Annotated in this window: 15 protein-coding genes; 13 read left to right on the top strand and 2 right to left on the bottom strand. The window is 29.3% G+C overall.

The window, feature by feature from the left end; translation table 11 throughout:
• The 8 genes from BTM21_RS10260 to BTM21_RS10225 all read left to right on the top strand — a co-directional run bounded on the left by BTM21_RS10260 (position 1) and on the right by BTM21_RS10225 (position 7,341).
• Positions 1-681 (top strand): LPXTG cell wall anchor domain-containing protein, encoded by a 681-nt coding sequence (locus tag BTM21_RS10260; protein ID WP_021874778.1) that lies wholly within the window; start codon positions 1-3, stop codon positions 679-681.
• An 18-nt stretch (positions 682-699) separates the two neighbouring features.
• Positions 700-1,206 (top strand): signal peptidase I, encoded by a 507-nt coding sequence (locus tag BTM21_RS10255; protein WP_079481087.1) that lies wholly within the window; start codon positions 700-702, stop codon positions 1,204-1,206.
• A 69-nt stretch (positions 1,207-1,275) separates the two neighbouring features.
• A complete protein-coding gene (locus BTM21_RS10250; protein ID WP_021874780.1) occupies positions 1,276-1,938 on the top strand; it encodes a BsaA family SipW-dependent biofilm matrix protein in 663 nt (220 codons plus the stop codon).
• A gap of 455 nt (positions 1,939-2,393) precedes the next feature.
• On the top strand, positions 2,394-4,694 hold the full coding sequence (locus tag BTM21_RS10245; RefSeq protein WP_079481088.1) for a hypothetical protein: 2,301 nt from the start codon (positions 2,394-2,396) through the stop codon (positions 4,692-4,694).
• Between the two features lie 16 nt (positions 4,695-4,710).
• Positions 4,711-5,346 (top strand): hypothetical protein, encoded by a 636-nt coding sequence (locus tag BTM21_RS10240; protein WP_021874782.1) that lies wholly within the window; start codon positions 4,711-4,713, stop codon positions 5,344-5,346.
• Between the two features lie 2 nt (positions 5,347-5,348).
• Positions 5,349-6,005, top strand: coding sequence for an LPXTG cell wall anchor domain-containing protein (locus BTM21_RS10235; protein WP_021874783.1), 657 nt, complete (start codon positions 5,349-5,351; stop codon positions 6,003-6,005).
• A gap of 19 nt (positions 6,006-6,024) precedes the next feature.
• The gene (locus BTM21_RS10230) at positions 6,025-6,543 is read left to right on the top strand and encodes a signal peptidase I (protein WP_021874784.1); all 519 of its coding nucleotides are present in this window, start codon (positions 6,025-6,027) and stop codon (positions 6,541-6,543) included.
• Between the two features lie 120 nt (positions 6,544-6,663).
• Positions 6,664-7,341, top strand: a complete 678-nt coding sequence (locus BTM21_RS10225) for a BsaA family SipW-dependent biofilm matrix protein (RefSeq protein WP_079481089.1) — start codon at positions 6,664-6,666, stop codon at positions 7,339-7,341.
• Between the two features lie 56 nt (positions 7,342-7,397).
• On the opposite strand, the gene trxB is transcribed toward BTM21_RS10225, so the two are convergent.
• Together trxB and ahpC are read right to left on the bottom strand one after the other, a co-directional pair.
• A complete protein-coding gene (gene trxB, locus BTM21_RS10220) occupies positions 7,398-9,056 on the bottom strand; it encodes a thioredoxin-disulfide reductase (protein WP_021874786.1) in 1,659 nt (552 codons plus the stop codon).
• Between the two features lie 127 nt (positions 9,057-9,183).
• Entirely contained in the window at positions 9,184-9,747 is a 564-nt protein-coding gene (gene ahpC, locus BTM21_RS10215) for an alkyl hydroperoxide reductase subunit C (protein ID WP_079481090.1), read from the bottom strand.
• 247 nt (positions 9,748-9,994) lie between these two features.
• Here ahpC and BTM21_RS10210 point away from each other — a divergent pair, with 247 nt between their 5' ends.
• The 5 genes from BTM21_RS10210 (at position 9,995) to BTM21_RS10190 (ending at position 23,184) form a co-directional block, all read left to right on the top strand.
• Positions 9,995-11,590: a peptide chain release factor 3 gene (locus BTM21_RS10210; RefSeq protein WP_021874788.1), complete on the top strand. Its 1,596-nt coding sequence runs from the start codon at positions 9,995-9,997 to the stop codon at positions 11,588-11,590.
• Between the two features lie 357 nt (positions 11,591-11,947).
• Positions 11,948-17,608, top strand: a complete 5,661-nt coding sequence (locus BTM21_RS10205) for a beta-N-acetylglucosaminidase domain-containing protein (protein ID WP_021874789.1) — start codon at positions 11,948-11,950, stop codon at positions 17,606-17,608.
• Positions 17,609-17,741: 133 nt separating this feature from the next.
• The gene (locus tag BTM21_RS10200) at positions 17,742-18,245 is read left to right on the top strand and encodes a hypothetical protein (RefSeq protein WP_021874790.1); all 504 of its coding nucleotides are present in this window, start codon (positions 17,742-17,744) and stop codon (positions 18,243-18,245) included.
• A gap of 1 nt (position 18,246) precedes the next feature.
• Positions 18,247-18,741 carry a hypothetical protein gene (locus BTM21_RS10195; RefSeq protein WP_079481091.1) on the top strand — a complete coding sequence of 165 codons (495 nt, stop codon included), beginning with the start codon at positions 18,247-18,249 and terminating at the stop codon, positions 18,739-18,741.
• Between the two features lie 372 nt (positions 18,742-19,113).
• Positions 19,114-23,184 (top strand): N-acetylmuramoyl-L-alanine amidase, encoded by a 4,071-nt coding sequence (locus BTM21_RS10190; protein WP_021874792.1) that lies wholly within the window; start codon positions 19,114-19,116, stop codon positions 23,182-23,184.
• Positions 23,185-23,201: the final 17 nt, after the last annotated feature.

Genomic DNA, 23,201 nt, shown 5'->3' with positions numbered 1-23,201 from the left:
ATGAAGAGAGTTTTAAAAATCGTAATGGTCACGTTTATTTTTAGCTTTATATTTACGACAAAAACCTTTGCCTTAGAGAAAATTCCATCAAATATTAAGCTAGAAGGAAATTCAGAAGGAATTAGCTTTCAAGAAAATAAAGATGAGTTTTTAAATATTGATAACTTATTACCAGGAGACTGGTACCAAGGAGTTATAGATATAGAAAATAAACATAGTAAGCCTATAGAGCTTTATATGAGATTAGAAAAAGATCCTAAATTGGAAGAATATCATTTGCTAGATAAACTTAATTTAAAAGTTAAACTTGGAGAAAAAGAAATTTACAATGATGTAATAAGCAAAGCAGATGAATTAAATGAAAATATATTTCTAGGCATTTTTAAAAAAGGTGATAAAGAAAAATTAACAATAGAAATTTTTCTTGATGGAAACAAGATAGGAAACGAATACGTAGATAAAAAATCTAAAATAAATTGGATATTTACAGCAAATACAGTAGATAAACAAGAAAAACCTAATAAAGTTATTAATAAAAATTATGGTATAAATAAATATTTCAATAAATTGGGATTGCCATCAACAGGGGATGACAGTATTTATATAATAGTAAGCACTTCTATAGTTGCTATTATACTTGGTTTAATTATGATGAAAAAAAGAAAGAGAGATTTTCATTAAAAATTAGGTGGTGATTTTATTTTTAATAAGGTATTAAAGGGTATTTTAAATGGGATATTTTATGTAGTTATAGTAGGTATTATAGTTTTTGCACTAAGTCCAAAGCTATTTGGGTTTAGCTTTTATAGTGTATTAAGCGGAAGTATGACAGGGTCAATAGATACAGGTAGTATAATTGCAGTTAAAAAAGTTGAAGCAAGTAAAATAAAAAAGAGTGATGTAATAACTTTCAAAACAGGTGGGGATACAGTAGTTACCCATAGAGTTGTTAATGTATTTAATGAAAATGGTTTAAAATTTGCAACTAAGGGTGATGCAAATGAACAAATAGATCCAATGAAGACTTCAGAAGATAATGTTATAGGAAAAGTAATTTTTCACTTGCCATTTTTGGGATATTTAATTGTATTTATACAAAATAATTTAGTAGTAGTGGGAATTACATTAACTATTCTAATAGTTGGAGGATACTTAATTGAGAACTTTTTTAGTAAAAAAACAAAAGCTGAAAAAGTAAGAATTTAAAATGTGATAATTATATTAAATTAATTATAAATAAAAACAAAACTAACATAAGTAGGGGGACATAAGAAAATGAGTAAAAAGAAAATAGTTTCATTATTAGCTGCAACAGCAGTAGTAGTAAGTGTTGCAGGAGGCACATTAGCTTGGTTTACTAGTGAATATAGCGTTTCAAACAGCTTTACAACTGGAAAAGTAGGGGTAGAAATAGAGGAACAAAACTTTGAAGACGAAATAGCAGAACATTGGCTACCAGGAACTGAAGTAAATAAAGAAGTTAAAATGATAAATACACAAAAAACAGATGCTTTAGTTAAAACTACTATTACAATAAAGGTTCAAAATGCTGAAGAATTAAAAGATCAATTAAAAGAAATGGTTCAATTAAAATATGTAGATGAATCTTTAGCAACTGATAAAATTGAAAAAGGTGAAAAATGGGCTAAAGGTAATGAAACAGAAGTTGTAGTAAATGATGACAAGAGTATATCATATAAAATAGAATACTACTATTTAGATAAAATAAGAAAATATCAAGAAACAGCTAAGCTGTTAGATTCAGTAAAATTATCAGAAAAAGCAGGAAATGAATGGGCTAATAAGAAAATTGTTATAGATGTTAAAGCAGATGCAGTTCAAGCAAAAAATGCAGCATATACATCATGGGAAGACCTTAAAAATGAAGATATACTAAAAGTATATGATAAAATAAGTCCAAAGGCTAAACAAAACTAATAATTATAAATAAAGGCAATGATATTTTATGATTTAAATAAAATATCATTGCCTTTTTTGTTTAGGATTAAAGACTAAATAATAAAGTTAACTTCTAAAAAATATAAAAAAATTATGAATTAGTTAACGAGAAAATAGTCGCGGATAATGAATATTTGTTGATAGTTTTTATAAGGAACTGAAAAATATAAATCTTAAATTTAAATATTGCTAAAAGTCAAAGATTTTATAAAAATAAAATGCTGAAAACTGTAGATGAATTAAAAATATATGTACAAAGTATGAATATATAATTTATATGCGCAAAAAAAATAATATTGTAAAAATGGACGATGGATTTTATAATTATTCAAGAGAAGGGTCGAAAAAATATTAAAACGTTAAAAAACACAACTTAAAAGCTTAAAAATTTAATAAATATAAAATTTACTTTAAAACAGAAAGGGGGATAATAAGTGTTCAACAAGCTAAAGAAAATTATAACAATATGCCTTACATTAGTTTTTACATTAAGTTTGTTTAATATGAGGCTAATAAAAACAAAAGCAATAGAAGTTAACACTAGGCCTTTGGATGTAAGTTGGAGTAGAACACCAGAAATACCAGATAATCAAATTGTGACAGAAACTAGAGAAGATAAAAAGCCTGATTCTAATCATTGGAGTAGTGATGGTAATACGTATATACTCAATAATCCAGGGGAGACTGAGAAAGGTAGAGTTTTAAGAACACCTTATAGTATTGCAGACAATAACATCACTTATAATTTAATATTTGATTATGAAGCTATGACTCAATATTTGAATCCAACAGAAACAACTAGAGTTTGGGATGGAAAAAACAATCCGTATTTTAGTAAGTATGTTGGGATATTACCTTCTAACTATCCAGAATGTGCAACTTGGAAAAGAATAGATGGACATGAGTGGAGAATGTTTAGAGGAAATTTTAATTTAAATGGAGATATAAACAATAAAGAAGTATATTTAGGAGTTTTAAGTGGAAGTTCTCCAGAACTTATACTTCCAGTTAATGACTTCTTAATGGTTTTTATCAATGGCAAACCAACAAATATAAATTATGGAACTCAAAATTCAAATGGAAATAGTATGAAATTTAGAATGCCAGATGGTTCAATAGAAACATTATCATATAAGCAAGCAGTGAGTAATCATAATAATAGATGTTATAACAAAAATCACCTTGATATGTCTAAACATACAGATGGTTGGCATGTACACTTAAATGAAGGTGCAACAAATGAAAATGGACATTTAAATTTAGGAGATATAAGTAAATATTTAGATCCTAGCAAAACAGAACAAACTATAGAAATATTTACAGGTGACATTGCTGAAGGTGGTGGAACTAGTAAGTTTGAAGTATTTGTTGTAGATAAACCAGACGTAGAAGTATCAAAGGGTGCTTATCTATTAGAAAATGGAATAGAAGAAACTTTAGTTGAAAACTCACAAGTTTATGCATCTCAAGAAATTAACTACACTTTCAAATTACAAAATACAGGTGATCAACCATTAACTAATATAGTATTTGAAGATAACTTATTAGGAATAAAAGTTACAAAAGATGGGGTTTATAAGTTAAATTCAGAAGAAAAAATAGAAAGTAGTGTAGGTAATGTAGTTACTAAAACATTATCTGATGGCAGCTTAAAGCAAGGTGGATTAGAGCTTCTAGAAAATTTACAATTAGGAGAAGCTGTAGAGGTTAAGGGGTTAAATTCACAAAAGTATGTTGTATCAGATGTAGATATTAATATGGGGCAAGTACTAAATACCGTAGTAGGTAAAGGTAATTATTTTAATGATAAATTAACAATATCTAAAGAAGCTACTTTTAACTTAGAAGCTATAGATATACCGTTAGAAGCATTAAACTTTACTATGCAAAAGCATGTAGAAGAAATAAAAAGGGGCAATGAAATAATATATAAAAGAGGTGAAACTCAAGAGGAAAGTACTACTAAAATAGTTCAACCAGGTGATGAAGTTAAATTCTTATTTGATATATCAAATGAAACTAAGATTAAGGAAAGAGCTATGTCAGTAAATAACTTAAGCTTAGAAGACTTCTTAGAAAATGAATGGAAAGATAGTACTCCAAATTGGGTTTACAAATTAGTAAATAATGATGGTAGTTTATCAGACTTTAATGCTAATAATTTTAGTATGAATATAAATGAAAAGATAAAAGTACTAGTTGAAGGTTTTATAGTTCCAGAACCTAAAGTAGGTTGGAATTATAAAATAACTAATACTGTAACTTTAAAGAGAAGTGGACATGACATGGCTACTTCAAGTGCAAATATAGAAATAGCTAAACCAAGTATTAATATAGTTAAAGCTTTAGAAGGAATTTTTAAAGTAGAAGATCTAGGTAGCAAGTTTACTATAGTAGTTACTGGTAGTGATGGTAAAACCTATACTTTAGATGTTAACCAAAATGAACCAGTTACTATATCAAACTTACTATACGGAGTGGAATATACAATAAATGAAGTAGTTCCTATGAATTATGAATTAAAAGGTATAGAAATTACTGATAAAGCTGGAAATATAATTAATAATGGAACGGATAATAAACTTAAATTTACTTTAAATAAAGACTTAAATGGTAAAACTGTAAAAGTTACAAATAGTAAAGAAAATAATAGTTTATTCTTCGATTATGACAAAATAAAGAATGTTTTCAAATGGAACTTAGAAAAGTTTGAAATATTCAAGAAAGATGAATAGAGGAGGAGTGGTTTAGATGAAATTAAGAAAAGGACTTATAACAACTCTATTCATTGCAACTATTATGTTGTTTAGTGGATATATATTTGTTACTACAGCTTTTTTTTCAGATTCAGATTCAGAAGAAAATATATTTATAACTAGTAATGTAGATATAGATATAGAAGAAGAGTTTGAAAAAACTGATAAAGAAAATGAATTTATAAAGCATATCAAAATAAAAAATGAAAGTTCTACAGAAGCCTTAGTTAGAGTTAATATAACTAAAAGCTTTACTGATAACGATGGGAATATTTATGGAATAGATGAAAATATGGTAGAGCTAAAATTTGCCGATAATTTTCAAGAAAATTGGCTAGATGGTGGAGATGGATACTACTATTATAAAAAGATTTTAGGTAGCAATGAACTTACAGAACCACTTTTAGAAAAGGTAATTTTAAATATTCCAGAAGATATGAAGCAAGAGCTTGAAGATAAGGAATTCCAAGTTAATGTTCAATCAGAAGCAGTGCAAGTAAATAAATATAAAATTGAAGATGGTAATTATGAATATTCATTCACAAAAGTTTGGAGACAAATAAGTGAAGAAGTAATAAATATGCTAAAAGAGCTTATAGATACAAAGAGTAATGAAGGTGGAGGAGTATAAGTATGAAGAGATTTTTAAGATTTATAATTCTTACATTAATTCTAACTTTAAATATCACTTGTATAAGTACTACAAAAGCCTTTGCTATTAAAATACCATCTAAGATTACTTTAATAGGGGATACAGAGGGAATTAGAATTAAAGGTGAAGATTTCTTAAAGATAGATAATTTAATGCCAGGTGATAAGCATATAGGAATTGTTGATATAGAAAGCAATCATGAAGAGCATTTTGAATTATATATGAGAATAGAGCAACCAGATAAAAAAGATGAATATCATCTTTTAGATAAACTTAATTTAAAGCTTACAATTGGAAATAAAGAAATATACGATGGTTTAGTAAGCGATGGGACTCATTTGAAAAATAATATTTTCATAGGAGTTTTCAAAAATGGAGACAGAGAAAAAATAAAAGCTGAACTTTCTTTAGATGGAAAGAGCGTAGGTAATGAGTATGCAGATAAAAAATCTCACTTAAAGTGGGTATTTACAGCAACTAATATTAACTCTTCAGGAGAAGTTGATAGCTCTAATGGAGGAAATTCATTATCAGGAAAATTACCATCAACAGGGCAAGAAGGTATTTATAAAATACTTGGATTAGCATTATTAGCAATTGCATCAGGAATACTTTTATTTAAAAATAAAAAGTCATAATTAAATAAAGAGGTGGGCAATGAAGAATAAGACAGTTAAATTTATAGGAAATTGTATTTTCTATTTTGTTCTTATAGCGATTGTATTTATATTAATAACACCAAAGATTTTTGGATATAGTTTGTATAGTGTATTAAGTGGAAGTATGACAGGAGCTATAAGTACAGGTAGTGTGGTAGCTGTTAAAGCTATTGATCCTAAAGAAATAAAAACTAGTGATGTAATAACTTTTAAAACAGATGGAGGGTCTATAGCAACTCATAGAGTTATAGATTTAACTGACGATAATGGACTAGCCTTTGTAACTAAAGGTGATGCAAATGAAAATATAGATCCAGTACCTATAAAATCAGCAAATGTCATAGGAAAAGTTATTTTTCATATTCCAGTAATAGGATACTTCATCGTATTTATACAAAATAATATGGATAAGCTATTAATTTTAGTACCAACTATCTTTGTTATATTAATTGGAATAAAAGTATTTATAGATAAAAAGAAAAAATCAAATAATGAAATAAAATCTGAAGAATTATAAAGAAGTATAGCTTTGCTATTAATACGTTATAACATTAGAGTGTTACAACGTTAATATATTAATGTGTTAATAATTAAAATTATTAAAATAAATAAGTTAAAAGAAAAGGGGAATTGGAAAATGTCAAAGAAGAAAATCGTATCATTAATAGCTGCAGCAGCAGTAGTAGTAGGAGTTGCAGGAGGAACTTTAGCTTGGTTTGAAGCATCAGACACAGAAGTTAACAATTTTACAACTGGTTTAGTAAATATAGACGTTCAAGAAGACTGGCGTGGAGATAAGGCAAACTGGTTACCAGGTGATAAAGTAGAAAAGAGAGCTTGGGTTAGAAATATAGGAAAGTCAGATGCATTAGTTAAAGCTACAATTGAAATTAAAGTATTAAATGAAGATGGAACTGAATTATCACCAGAAATGGCAGAAGTATTCACTCCAGAATTTATAGAGAAAAATATTGAGTTACAATTTGCTGATGTAAATATAAAGAATGAGGCAACAAAACCAACTGAACATTGGATGCCAGGTGTAGAAGATACAGATGCAGTTGAAGAAGCAGCAACTTACTATACAGCTCCATACTACTATTTAACAAAACTTAATCCAGAAAGAAACACACACCCATTATTAAGTAATGTAAAATTACTAGAAACAGCTGAAAATGAATGGGTAGGAAAGAAGATACAAGTAAAAGTTGTTGGAGAAGCTATCCAAGCTACAAATGGAGCTCACGAACAATGGCAAATAGATAATGAAGCTGTTAAAGCAATCTATGACCAAATAAGCCCAAAAGCTAAATAATAATTATAAAATAAGAAAATGGTATTTTAGATTAATTTCTAAAATACCATTTTTTGTTACTTAATAAACTTTAATATTTCATCTAATTTCTTAGCACCAAAGTAAACATCAGAATCATTTACTATTATTGCTGGCACGCTCATAAGTTTATATTTAGTTTTTATCTCGTCAAAGTTTGCTAAATCTAACATTTCACTTTCTACATTAGGATTTTCAATGGCGATTCTTTGTGCTGAAACTACTACATCAGGACAAAGGTGACAGGATAAAGATACACATACCTTTATATTAGTAGGTTTATTTATAGATTTAATTTTTTCTAAGTTATTTGGATCAATAGCTTGACCAGGACCTGCTAAATTATATATTGCAAGTATAAAGGAGTTTAATTCATGACCACCTGGAACACCGTGGAATTTAACACCGCTATAATTGTTATCTTTGTCAAGTAAAGCAACTACAGGGTATTTATCAGCATTAATTTTTTCTTCAATAGCTTTAGCTTCATTTTTAATATAAACTTCTGCTTTAAGTTTATCAGAAAGATTAGCTATATCTAAAACTAAGTCTCTTAGTTCAATAGATTTTCCATTGTTAGGATCAACTATTGTTACAAGAGTAAGGGGATTTTCTATTTTTGCTAAAATAGATGCTAATTGATTTCTTAATGTATCATTTAATAAATGACTTTTACCATCAAAGGCTTTAGTGTTTCCGATATTTTCTTTTTCTTTAGGAGCTTCATAGGTAACTTCATAAGCGATACCTAATCTTTCTTTTTCTTCAAATATATATTTTTCAGCATCAGTAGCAGCAATAGCACCATCAGAAACGGCAGTAACTACTTGTCTTAGTGCTTTAGGTCTTAAATCACCAGCTGCATAAACACCATCAATATTAGTTTTCATATTTTCATTAGTCAGTACGTATCCAAAGTTATCGAGTTCTATATGGTTTTTAAATACAGAAGTTTGAGGAACGTAACCAGCAAATACAAATATACCGAAGGTTCCATCTTCTTTTGGAGGGAAGTATTCAGACTTTTCATAAGTTACATTATTAATTAGTTTAACTGAACGTAATAAATCATCACCAACAGCTTCAACTACTTCAGTATTAAATTTAATATCTATTTTTGGATGAGCCTTAACTTTATCACCTATTGATTTTGCACAAGTAAAATCAGGTTCTCTAGCTATTATTGTAACCTTTTTTGCAAATCTAGTTAGATATATGGCTTCCTCACAAGCTGCAAATCCAGCACCAATAACTAATACTTCAAGATTTTTAAAGAATTCACCATCACAAGTAGCACAGTAGGCAACCCCCCTTCCTCCAAACTCTTCTTCACCAGGGAAGCCAAGTTTTCTAGGAGTAGCACCTGTAGCTATAATTACAGCTCTCCCTTTAATTTCACCTATATCAGTTTTTAATATTTTAACTTCCTTTGAGAAGTCTACGTCATTAACTTCAGCTCTTTGAAATTTAACTCCGAAATCTTCAGCTTGTAATCTCATTTCTTCCATTAATTCATGTCCTGAAGTTTTTCTAATTCCAGGATAATTAACTATTTCAGAAGTTTTAGTAATTTGACCTCCAGGACTAGATTTTTCTATTATTAAAGTATTAAGCTTTGCACGAGTTGCATATATACCAGCAGAAAGACCAGCAGAACCAGCACCAATTATAACTAAATCATAAATTTTATCATTCATTAAATTAACTCCTCCTTTATATTAATTCAAAATAAAATTAAAACTTTCAATTAAAAATCTTAATTTTGTTTTGAAAATAAAGCGTGGCCAAATAGCCACGCCATAGTTATTTTTAAAAGAATAAGAATTATAGTTTACCTACTAAATCTAAGCTTGGAACTATAGTTTCAGCACCAGGAGTCCATTTAGCTGGACAAACTTGATCTCCATGTTCAGCTACGAATTGAGCAGCTTGAACTTTTCTTAATAATTCTTCAGCATTTCTTCCGATTCCTAAATCATGAATTTCATAAGCTTTGATTTCACCTTCTGGGTTAACAATGAAAGTTCCTCTTAAAGCTAAACCTTCTTCTTCAATCATAACATCAAAACCTCTAGTAAGATTTCCTGTTGGATCTCCAAGCATTGGGTATTTTATTTTAGCTATTGTTTCTGAAGCATCAGCCCATGCTTTATGAACAAAGTGAGTATCAGTAGATACTGAATAAACTTCACATCCAATTTCTTTAAACTTTTCATAGTTATCTGCTAAGTCTCCTAATTCTGTTGGGCAAACAAATGTAAAGTCTGCAGGATAGAAGAAGAATACTCCCCATTTACCTTTAACATCAGAAGTTGTAACTTCTGTAAAATCTCCATTGTGATATGCTTCAACCTTAAATTCTGGTATTTGTTTTCCTATTAATGACATATTAAGTCCTCCTAAAATTTGAATTTTATAATTGATAACTGCTATCAATTAACCTTATGTATTAATAATAATTATTACTTAATAAAAAGTCAATAGTTTTTAAAAAATAATTATTATTAGTTAGTATTTAAAATAGTAATGCTTTTTGTAACTTATACTTTTAACTTAAGTTATATTGGGTTATAATCAATAATTAGGGATATAATTTAGAATATAAAATAGAGTACATATTAAGGAGGAAAATGCTTTGGCAGATTATATAAAGGAAATAGAAAAAAGAAGAACCTTTGCTATAATATCTCACCCCGATGCAGGTAAAACAACATTAACGGAAAAGTTCCTATTATATGGAGGAGCTATAAGACTTGCAGGGTCAGTTAAAGCTAGAAAGGCTTCTAAGCATGCAGTATCTGACTGGATGGAAATTGAAAAACAAAGAGGTATTTCAGTTACTTCATCAGTTATGCAATTTAATTATAATGATCATTGCATTAATATACTAGATACACCTGGTCACCAAGACTTCTCAGAAGATACTTACAGAACTTTAATGGCTGCAGATAGTGCTGTTATGGTTGTAGATGCTGCTAAAGGTGTGGAAGATCAAACAAGAAAGCTTTTCCAAGTTGCATCATTAAGAGAAATGCCTATATTCACTTTTGTAAATAAGATGGATAGAGAAGCTAGAGATCCATTCCAATTACTAGAGGATATAGAAAGTGAACTTGGAATTAAAACTTACCCAATGAACTGGCCAATAGGTTCAGGTAAGGAGTTTAAAGGGGTTTATGAAAGAGATAACAATAGAATTATAGCTTTCGATGGAGGAAATCACGGTCAAAGCGAAGTTCAAGCTATAGAAGGTGAAGTAGATGATCCTAAGTTTAGAGAAATTCTAGGAGATGCTTTACATGAAAAATTAATGGAAGATATAGAGCTTTTAGATATAGCTGGAGATGAATTTGATATAGAAAAAGTTAGAACAGGAGAATTAACACCAGTATTCTTTGGTTCTGCTTTAACAAACTTTGGAGTTGAGCCATTCTTAGAACATTTCTTAGAAATGACTACAGCACCATTATCAAGAAACTCAAGCATAGGAGAAATTGATCCATTTGATGATAAATTCTCTGCTTTTGTATTTAAGATACAAGCAAATATGAATAAAGCCCATAGAGATAGAATTGCATTTATGAGAATTTGTTCAGGTAAATTTAATAAGGGTGAAGATGTAATGCATATGCAAGGAGGCAAGAAAATAAAGCTTGCTCAACCTCAACAATTTATGGCTCAAGATAGAGAAATAGTTGAAGAAGCTTATGCAGGAGATATAATCGGGGTATTTGATCCAGGTATATTCTCAATTGGAGATACTTTATGCTCACCTTCAAAGAAATTTAAATTTGAAGGAATCCCAACTTTTGCTCCAGAACATTTTGCTAGAGTTAGACCTGTAGATACAATGAAGAGAAAACAATTTGTTAAAGGTGTTACACAAATAGCTCAAGAAGGTGCAATCCAAGTATTTAAAGAACTATACATAGGTATGGAAGAAATAATCGTTGGAGTTGTAGGTGTTCTTCAATTCGAAGTTTTAGAATATAGATTAAAGAATGAATACAATGTAGATATTAAGATGGATAGACTTCCATTTAGATATGTTAGATGGATAGAAAATAAAGATGTTGATGTTGAAAAGTTAAACTTAACATCAGATGCTAAGAAAGTTAAAGATTTAAGAGATAGAAACATTATAATATTCCAAAATGACTGGGGTATTAATTGGGCTCTAGAACATAATAAAGGTCTTGTACTTTCAGGTGTAGGTAAAAGTGAAGAATAATTTATAGAGATTAATATAAATAAATAGCTAGTAGGGTGTACATCTTACTAGCTATTTTTTTATTAGACTTTTGTTATAAATTAGAGCGATGAACATATATTTATATTATGAAAGCTAAATAACTAATAATATGTAAAAAATTATAAAACAATAATCAAAATGGATATTGTGTAAAAAAATGTCTAATGTTACAATGGTATAAGATAGGACTTTTAAGTATTAATACATTATAGAATCTAATATAAAACCAAAAGGGGGAGGGGCAAAGGGTAATAAACGAAATTTAAAAAATGATTCCACTAAAGATAACAATATTTAAGATATGTTTAAATTAAAGTTATACAAAGGGGGATATATATGGGAAAAAGAATAAAAAGATTTATTTCTCTTATGGTTGTAGGGGCTATAACCTTTAGTACTATATCAGGATCAGTAGATGTTTCAGCTATAGCTACAGAAAAGGAAAATAAATCAGTAGGGTATGAAATCTATCCAAATCCACATGAATTAAATTATTCAGGAGGAGAATTTGAAGTAGGTACTAATGTAAATGTTATCTATGAAGAAGGAGTAGATGATTATACTAAAAAGCGTGTAGAAGAGATATTATCTAGTAAAAATATTACTTTAACGACTTCTAGCGAAGTAGTATCAGGAAAAACTAATATTTTAGTTGGGATTAATGGTTCAAAAGGAGTTGTAGATAATTATTTCAATGAAAACGTATCACATCAAGAAAATTTCTTTGACAAATTAGATTCGCATATAGTTTATGTTAATAATGGAGTTATTGGTATATTAGGAAAAGATGCAGATAGTGCTTTTTATGGAGTAACTTCATTAAAACATGTATTTAATCAATTAGAAAACGGAACAATTAAAGATTTTAGAATTAATGATTATGCCGATGTAAAGTATCGTGGATTTATAGAAGGATACTATGGAAATCCTTGGTCTAATGAAGATAGGGCTGAACTTATGAAGTATGGTGGAGATTATAAGATGAATCAATATATCTTCGCACCAAAAGATGATCCATATCATAACAGTAAGTGGAGAGAGCTTTATCCAGAGGATGCTTTAGAAGGTATAAAAAAATTAGCTCAAGTTGGTAATGAAACTAAGAATAGATATGTATATGCATTACATCCATTTATGCATAATGCAATTAGATTTAATACAGAAGAAAATTACCAAGATGACTTACAAATAATTAAAAATAAATTCTCTCAATTATTAGGAGCTGGAGTTAGACAATTTGAAATATTAGCAGATGATGCAGGAGTTCCAGCACAAGGTTCTCAAACTTATGTTAAGTTGTTAAATGATTTAACAGTTTGGCTAGAAGGACAAAGAGAAACTTACACAGACTTAAAGACAGATTTAATATTCTGTCCAAATGACTATATGGGTAATGGTGGTTCAGCACAATTAAAGGAAGTAAATAAAGCTGGAGATAATGTTAGCATAGTAGTTACAGGAGGAAGAATATGGGGTGAAGTAGACCAAAACTTCGCAACTAACTTCAAAAATAATATTGCTTCAGAAGGATATGAGGGTAGAGCTCCATATATGTGGATTAACTGGCCATGTTCTGACAACTCAAAGCAACATTTAATAATGGGAGGTAACGATACATTTTTACATCCAGGAGTAACTCCAGGTTCAGTACAAGGTATAGTTTTAAATCCAATGCAACAAGCAGAAGCTAATAAGTCAGCATTATTTGCAAATGCAGATTATGCATGGAACATTTGGGAAAATAAAGCTGAAGCAGATAGAAACTGGGAAGCTTCTTTTAAGTATATGGATCATGGAACAGCTGAAGATACAGATTCATCAAAGGCTTTAAGAGAAATAAGTAAGCACATGATAAATCAAAATATGGATAGTCGTGTTACTGTATTACAAGAATCTTTAGAATTAGCACCAAAGCTAACTGCTTATAAGCAAAAATTTGAAAGCGAAACAAACACTAAAGCAGATGCTGAAGAATTAATTACTGAATTTACTAAGTTAAAAGATGCAGCAGCACATTATAAAGAAAATCCAGGAAACCCTAGAACAAGAGATCAAATAGTATATTGGTTAAATTGTTGGGAAGATTCAATGAATGCTGCAATTGGATATTTAAGAGCAGCTATGGCTATTGAAGATGGTGATAATGCTACAATATGGACAGAGTATTCAAAGGCACAAGCATCTTTTGAACAGTCAAAGAAATACACTTTCTGGTATGTAGATCATTATGAAAAAGCAGAGGTTGGAGTTCAACACATAGTACCATTTATAAACTTTATGGAACAAAATATAGGTAATATTGTTTCATCAATAGTTGATCCTAATAAGGTTATAGCTACTTATATAACTAATCGTACAGATAAGCCTTCAGGAGATATTAAAAATGTATTAGATGGAAATCCAGCAACTGAAATAGTATATAAAACACCAAACACTATTAGTGAAGGAACTTATGTTGGAGTAAAATATAGCAATCCAATTCAATTAAATAAGGTTCAATTTTTAATGGGTGCAGCATCAAATCCAAATGATACTATGTCAGAAGCTAAGATACAATATACAGAAGACGGAAAAGCTTGGACAGATTTAAATGGAGAAGTTTATGCAAACCCTAAAGATGTTAAAGTGGAAGGTTTAGATTTAAAAGTAAAAGGAATTAGATTAATTTCAACACAAAATAAAGGAAATACATGGCTTGGGGTTAAGGATATCATTGTAAATAAAGAAGAGGGTAATGGCGGAACAAATCAAGATCCATTAACTCATACCTTAATTAGAACACCAGGATGGTCTGTATATAGTGGAAATGAAAGTTCACTATTCGATAAGAATGATAGTACTAATGTATGGTATAGAACTCATTCAGGTGACTTAACTCATGTAGGTGACTATATAGGAGTAGATTTAGGAGAAGTTGTTGAAGTTGGTAATGTTCATTTTGTAGTTGGAGCAGGAGATAGTGATAAGTGGACTGAATATAAATTAGAATATTCAACAGATAATAGTAATTGGACAACTTATAAAGAATATAATTCAACAGCAGGTAAAGATGTTATTAATGAAAATTTATCAGGAGTACAAGCTAGATATATAAGACTTACTAATATGAAACAATTAAATAAGTGGATTAAATTCTCAGAAATAAGAATCGAAAGAGCTGTAAATGAAGAAGTTGGAGATACTAAAAACATTTATACTAATGTTAATTCAGGAATAAAATCACTTTCAACAGAAGCATTAACTAAGCTAGTTCCACAAAATAATATTACTCTTAATTCAGGTGAATATATAGGACTTAAGCTAAATCGTATTAAAGATATAAATAGAGTTACAACTGATATATCAAATATGGATGGATTAAGACTAGAAAGCTCTATAAATGAAATTGAATGGGATGGAGTAGATAACTCAAATCTAAAGGATGCACGTTATATTAGATTAATTGCAGACAAGACTGTAACATTTAATGTATTAGCTTTTGAAGTAGCGTCAAATGAAGTGTATCCAGCATCTTTAGTAAGTTCTTATGTGGAACCTTATGGTGGAGCTGATGCAAAGTTAGCTTTTGATGGAAAATTTAATACATCAGTTAAGTTTGGGGGACCTCCTAGAAGTGGAAGTACTATCCTATATGATTTAGGACAAGTTATGAAGGTAAATAACATTAAATATGCTGTGTTAGATACTGAAGTAGACCATATTCGTGATGCTAAAATTCAATTATCATTAAATGGTGAAGATTGGACAGATTCTATAGTTATTGGAGATGGAGTAGAAAACTCAAACAATTTCGATGCAAGACCAGGAGATAATGGATATAAGCATGGTAGCATATCAAATGGAATAATTCCAATATCACATAGCTATGTAGAAGGTGAAAACCTAGATTTACAAGCTAGATATGTAAGAGTATTATTTACAGCCGCAAACTCAGGTCGTTGGTCTGTAATAAATGAAATATTAATAAATAATGGTGAGTATGTAAGAACAGAAAATAATCCAACTTATATTTCAGATCCAATTGAATTAAAAGGCTTCGAACCAGAAAAAGTATCAGATGGAAATTTAGCTACTGCATATAAACCAAATACAAACAATGGAGCTATAACAAGTGGAAGCTTCACATATCGTCTATCAGAAAACACAGATATTAAAAAGATTAATATTATTCAAAGTGGAAGCTCTATTTCAAATGCTAAGGTAATGGTTAGAACAGGCTATAATGAAGCAGGTGAACCAGTATGGAATCAATTAGGAATATTAGGTAAGAGCTTAACAGAATTATTAAATCCTAAGTTTGAAAATATTTTTGAAATCAAAATAGAATGGAATGGAGTAGCACCAACTATTTATGAAATAATTACAATAAATAATTATGAGCTACCAAATTCAGATAATTTAAAAGCGAAGTTTGATGAATTATCTCTTATTAATGGAGAAAACTATACAGCTGAAAGCTTTAAAGTATTACAAGATGCGTTAAAGACAGCTGAGGAAGTATTAAATAACAATAATGCATTACAAACAGAAATAGATAAAGTTTTAGCAGATCTTATAGCTGCAGAAGAAGGCTTAGTATTAAATATTGCTGATGGTAGTGCGTTACAAGAATTAGTTGATTCATGCAACTTTGTAGAAGATAAATACACAGTATCTTCATGGACTTCTTACAATGAAGTATTAAACTTAGCTAAAGGAATTTTAGCAGATTTACAAAATAATAATCAAACAGCAGTTGATGAAGCTAAGGTTAATTTAGAAAAAGCCATTGAGGCTTTAAAAGAAAGAGCAAAGTTTACTTTTGGTTTAGAAATTGTAGTAGATGAAGCAAATGAAATTACAGATTCAGAAATAGATAAATTAGTGCCAGTAGTAAAAGATTTATTCTTAAAAGAAAGAACAAAAGCTATAGAAATTTTAGAAAGAGCTAAGAATAAGGATGCAACTCAAGAAGAAGTAGATGCTAGTTTTGAAAGTTTAAGTGATGTAATGCAATATCTATCTTACTATAAGGGTGATAAAACTAGTTTAATAGTATTAGTAGAGAAGATTGGTAAATTAGATAGCAAAGAGTATATTAAAGCTACATGGGATAACTTAGTAGTAGAATTAGAAAAAGCCAATGCAGTTATAGCTGATGAAAATGCTTTAGAATATGAAGTTGCTGAAGCTTATGAGGATTTAATGAGAGCATTCTTAGATTTAAGATTAAAACCAAGTAAGGAAAAGCTAGAAGATTTAATAAGTAAAACAGAAGCTTTAGAAAAAGTAAATTATACAGAATCAACTTGGACTGTAGTAGAAGAAAAACTACAATTAGCTAAGAAGGTAATAGAAAATGAAGATGCTACAAAGGAAGAAATTTTAGAAACTCATAATAATTTAGAAACAGCATTAAAGAATTTAGTAGATGTTACAGAGTTAAGAAAAGCCATAGAAGAAGGAGAAAAAATTAACTTAGATTCATACACTAAAGATTCTGCAAAAGCTTTCCTTTCAGCTATAGAAGAAGGAAAGAAGGTTGTAGCAAATTCAAATGCTACAAAGGAAGAAATTGATGCTGCGATAAAAACTATTAATGATGCGAGTAAAGCTTTAGTTAAAAAAGCTGATTTAACTTCATTAAAAGATATTATTGAAAAAGCTAAAGAAATAATAAATGGAGAAGACAAATATACATCTGAATCATTAAAAGCTCTTAAGGAAGCTGTAGAAAATGCAGAAAAACTTATAGAAAATGAAAATGTTACAGATGAAGATGTTCAAAAGGCTATAGACAATATAATTAAAGCAATTGAAGGTTTAGTAGAAAAGGAACAAGTAAATACAGGGACTGCAGGAAATAACCAAAACCAAGGAAAACCTAGCAACGGAAATTCTTCAAATAATTCAAAGGGTAACCTACCTAATACAGGTGGTACACCAGCAGTAGCTGTAGCATTAATGGGATTATTAGCTATAGGAGCTGGAAGCGCTTTAAGAAAAAAGAATAAATAAAGTATTAGTTAAAATCTCAAGAGAAATATAATTTTCATTCTCTTGAGATTTTTTTGAGCTTTAAGGTGAATAGAATAAATTAAATAGCTTCGGTTAAAATACTATTAAATGCACCAAAAGGAGACTGGATATTATGAAAAAATTAACTACTATTCTATTAGCCATGTTTATATCTATTATTTTTGAATGTAGTTGTTTTGCCGAAGATTTAACTATTGTTAATCCATCATTAACTAAAGAGGAGAATGAAATTTTAAATAAGATTGATGAATTTAAATCAATAGACAAAAACATATCTTTTTTTGCAGAGTTAGCTTATAAAAACAAGGCGTTAAATTTAAAGGATGATAGAAAAAAGAATATCAAATATGAATACAATAAGATTAACAAATTTGAAAGGGATTTATTAATGGATCTAAGAGCAGAAAATAATAATACAAATAATTATGATCCAAATAAAGTTAAACTATTAATAGGAGTATCCCATTATAAACTAGCATGTGAAAATTTAATTTCTTTTATAGAAAGTGATACTTCAAGAGAAGAGTATATTTATTTTGCTAAGTATACATTTTATAAATCTACTGGTCTTGATAATCTAACAAATTTAGAACGGTTTTTAAAAGGTGGTATCTAATATGAAGAGATGTAAAAGATATAAAATTTTAATTTTTATTATTATAATAGTTATGTTAACTCCGTTTAGAAGTACATTTGCTATAGAAGAAAAAAACATTAATGAAAAAACTATAGTATCATTAATAGATGATATTGCTAATGAAAATGCTAAATTGATGAAATTAGGATTAGAGGGCTTTGACGGAAAAGTTAAAAAAAAATCTAATATTGATGATTTAATTAAAAATATTGAAGCTGAAAAAGAAAAAGTTACTATGACTATAGATAAATTAAGAAAAATAGAAAATGAAAAAAATATATCTTCAGCTGACAAAAGTAAACTTTTAGAGCTTATAAATATAGAGAGGTATCATATTGTATCTTATGAAAAATTACTAGAATACTTAAGAAATGCTTCCATAGAAGATGATTATGATTTACTATATTCATTTTTACTAAATGGGACAATGGCTAAAGAAACTTTAAGATTTGTAAATGATATAGTTAACTTATAGTTTTCACAAAATATATTATGAAAAAAGGGGCTATTTAAATAAAGGAATAGCCCCTTTATTTAATTAGATTACATATATCAAAATAGGGAAAATATACCTATATATTTTGTTAATAATAGGGTGAAATTTAATGAATGTAAAAAGACTTTTGTTATAGATATAAGGCATATGAAAACATCTTTTTACAATAAGTAATAAAGTTGTAAAATTTATATTTAAATTTAAAAATTTATGTAAATATATAGTTGAATTTTATTGCTATAATTTATGGTAGAATGTATAATTAAAATGTAAATCCCATTAAAATGGTGTTTTATATGATAATTTGTTTTGTTTTTTACTTTCTTCTAAACCAAAGGAGGCAGATAGAAAGTGAAAAAAATCAAAAATTTAACACTTTTAACAGTATTAGTATTTATATTTAATATTATTATGCCAGTTGTAAATGTAAATGCAGTTATGCAAAATACAGTAACAGAAGGAACTAATATTAAAGAAGAGACTAATAAAGTAAGTAATGATGTTAAAACAGAAAAGGAACCGAGTTTAGAGAAGACAGATGGTCAAGGGGAGGATTCAGTATTAGAAAAAAGTAATACTGAAGAACAAGCTACAGAACTAAGTGGTTCAGGAGTAGTGGAAGCAAAAACAGTAATGCAACCAGTAACTAATGATATGATTATTAGCTTAGAAAATCCATTAGTAGATCATAACTTAACAGATTCATTTTTTGTTAAGGGATGGGCTTTAAGTAGTAATAATGTATCAGAGGTTGAAGTTTTTGTTGACAACCAATCTGTTGGACAAGCTACTTATGGAGTTCGAAGAAATGATATTTCAAAAAAATATCCAAATTATCCAAACTCTTCACAAAGTGGTTTTACTAAAGAAGTTACCGGAATATCTAATGGAGCACATACTGTAAAAGTAGTTGCAACAGATATAAAGGGAGTTACAAAAGAAGCTTCTACAATAATTAATGTAAACAATGCAAAAACAGTAATTATGTCAGAGGGAGTTGCTAAGAGATCACAAATGATTTCTTTTTTACAAAAGAAAAATTCAAGCAAGTCTTTAAGCTACATTACTAATTTTGTTGATTGGACATTAGAAGAAGCAGCAACTGAAGGTATTAATGCAGATATACTATTTGCTCAAATAATGTTAGAAACTGGATACTTAAAATTCGGTGGAGACGTTAAAGAAGAACAAAACAATTTCGCAGGGTTAGGAGCTGTAGGTAATGGAGCACCAGGAGAATCTTTCCCTAGCATACAAATTGGAATTAGAGCAGTAGTTCAGCATTTAAAAGCCTATGCTTCAACTGAACCATTAAAACTTGAATGTGTAGATACAAGGTTCGGATATGTTGAAAGAGGCTGTGCAAAATATGTAGAACACTTAGGAATAAAAGAAAATCCTAAAGGTAAAGGGTGGGCAGTAGCTCAAAGCTATGGTTATAGCATATTAAGAATAGTTAATGAGCTTAAGCGTGAAGTAGTTGTAGATGCTTCAAGAGTTTCTCAATTTAATGTAACAGGAGAATTAAAAACTGGTTCAAACGTTACATTAACAGGAAAAGCAGAACCATCAGCAGACAGCCTATACAAATTTATAGTGAAAACGCCAGCAGGGGAATGGATAACAGTTCAAGACTTTAGTAATAATACTAAAGTTAATTTTGTGCCTGAAACTGCGGGAGAATATAGATTTGTAATGCATATTAAGCACAAAAATTCTTCAGAAGTATATGATGATTATACTTATGTAGACAAAACTGTAAAAGGCGTATCAAATGTAACTGATTTAACGATAAAAGGAAACAATGTTGTTAATGGAGAAGTTACATTTATTGCTAGTGCTAAGCCTGAAGTAGATACACTATATAAATTTATAGTTAAAGATCCAAGTGGAGCATGGACAGATATACAAGATTACAGTTCAAATAATACTGTTAAATATACTCCTAAAAAAGCAGGTGTATATAGATATGTAGTTCATGTTAAACATAAGACTTCAACAGCGGCTTATGACACATTTACTTATAAAGATGTAGATGTAATAGTAGCAAAAGATGCAAAATCAACTTTAAAAAGTTTTAATGTAACAGGCGATAAATTCGCAGGTTCAACTATGACAATGACAGCAACAGCAGATCCATCTGCAAGTACATTATATAAGTTTATAGTAAGAGACGGTAATGGAAAGTGGATAACAGTACAAGATTATAGTAATAAGAATACTGCACAATACAAGGCTCCTACATCAGGAGAGTATAGATATGTTGTACATGTAAAACATCAAAATTCAGGAAGAGAATACGATGATTATACATATACTGATATGAAGTTAATTGGAGCAGATTCAAAGGTTACTGGGTTTACAGTAACTGGAGAAAGAATTGCTGGAACAGAAATGACTTTAACAGCAAAAGGAACTCCATCAGAAGATACTTTATATAAGTTTATAATCAAAGATCCAACTGGAAAATGGACAGACATACAAGATTTTAGCGCTATTAATACAATTAAATATACACCACAATTATCAGGTGAATATAGATATGTAGTGCATGTAAAGCATAAAACATCAGGAAAAGCATACGATGATTATACTTATACTGATTTAACAGTTAAAGGAAATGTTTCAACAGTAAAGAAATTCGATGTAACTGGAGAGAAAGTTGCAGGAGCAGAAATGACACTAACAGCAACAGGAACTCCAGAAGCAGATACACTATATAAATTTATAGTGAAAGATCCGAATGGAAAGTGGACAGACATACAAGATTACAGTAATAAAAATACTGTTAAATATACACCACAATTAGCAGGTGAATATAGATATGTAGTACACGTTAAGCATAAGACATCAGCAAAAGCATATGATGATTATACTTATACTGATTTAAAAGTTACAGGAGAAGATTTAACATCAAAAATAGAATCATTTACTGTAACAGGAGACAAAATTGCAGGTTCAACTATGACAATGACAGCAAAAGCTCAACCAGCAGCAGATACACTTTACAAATTTATAGTTAGAGATAGCGAAGGGAAATGGGTAGACGTACAAGATTTCAGCGCTAAGACAACTGCTGATTATAAACCTCTTAAATCAGGAGATTATAGATTTGTAGTGCATATAAAACATAAGGGTTCAAAAAAGGCTTATGATGATTTCAAGTTTACAGATATAACTGTAAAAGCTTCAATAATAAAAACAAAGCTAAAATCCTTTGAAGTTACTGGTGAAAATTTTGTAGGATCAAATATAAGCTTAAAGGCAGAAGCTACAGAAGCTAATTCAGAATTTAAGTTTATGCTTAGAGAAGATTCAACAGGAAACTGGTTTACTATTCAAGATTATAGTGCTAGAAATAAAGCTAACTTTAATTTTGTAAGACCAGGAAACTATAGAGTTGTTGTTCATACAAAGCACGCTACTTCAGAAAATAGCTATGATGATTTTGATTATAGAGATGTAGTAGTAAGTGTTTCAGAGTCAAAGTTAACATCTTTCAATGCAACAGGAGTTTCAAGTGTTGGAAAACAAATAACAATGTCTGCATCAGCAGACCAAGCTGCAGATACATTATATAAATTCATAGTAAAAAATGATGCAACTGGAGAATGGATAACAGTTAAAGATTTCGATGAAATTAATCAAGCTGTATTTACACCAGAATCAGAAGGTGCATATAGATTAGTAGTTCATGCTAAGCATAGATTATCTAAGAAAGTATACGATGATTTTAGATATGTAGATGTTGTAGTTAGAAATAGAAAATTAGTAGTTGTAGACGCAGGACATAATTTCGGTGGAGATGATGGAGCTTATGCAACTCATAATGGAGTAACATATTCAGAAAGAGACCTAAACATGCAAGTTGCAGTTAAGGTACAAGCTGAGCTTGAAAGCAGAGGCTTTGAAGTTGTTATGACTAGAAAACCAACAGATAGAGAAACACTAGAAATGAGAGAAAGTTTAAAAAAGAGAGTTAATATTGCAAATAGCTTAAATGCAGATTTCTTTGTAAGTATTCACCAAAATACAGTAGGAATAGTACCTCATTCCGCTACAGGTATGGAAGTATACTACAGTACAGCAGCGCCACTTTCAGGTGGAGCAACGTTAGCTGACGGTAGAGAAGTAAATATGAGAGCAGGAGAAGGAAACAAAACATTATCATTACAAGAAAAGATTGCTATTAGTAGAGCAGTTGGATCAGATATAGTTAATACTGTAACTAGTACGATGGGAATAAATAACAGAGGATTAAAAGATGAAGATTTTTATGTAGTTAAAAATACATTAATGCCATCAGTTTTAGTTGAATGTGGATTTATTTCAAATCCAGAAGAAGCTAAAAACTTAGCAAATAATGCTAAGCAACAACAAATGGCTAAACTTATTGTAGATAGTATTAGTAGAAATCTTTAGTCTAAAAAGATAATATA

Source organism: Clostridium chauvoei, from assembly GCF_002327185.1.
Classification (GTDB): Bacteria; Bacillota; Clostridia; order Clostridiales; family Clostridiaceae; genus Clostridium; species Clostridium chauvoei.
This window is presented reverse-complemented; position numbering and strand designations above follow the sequence as displayed.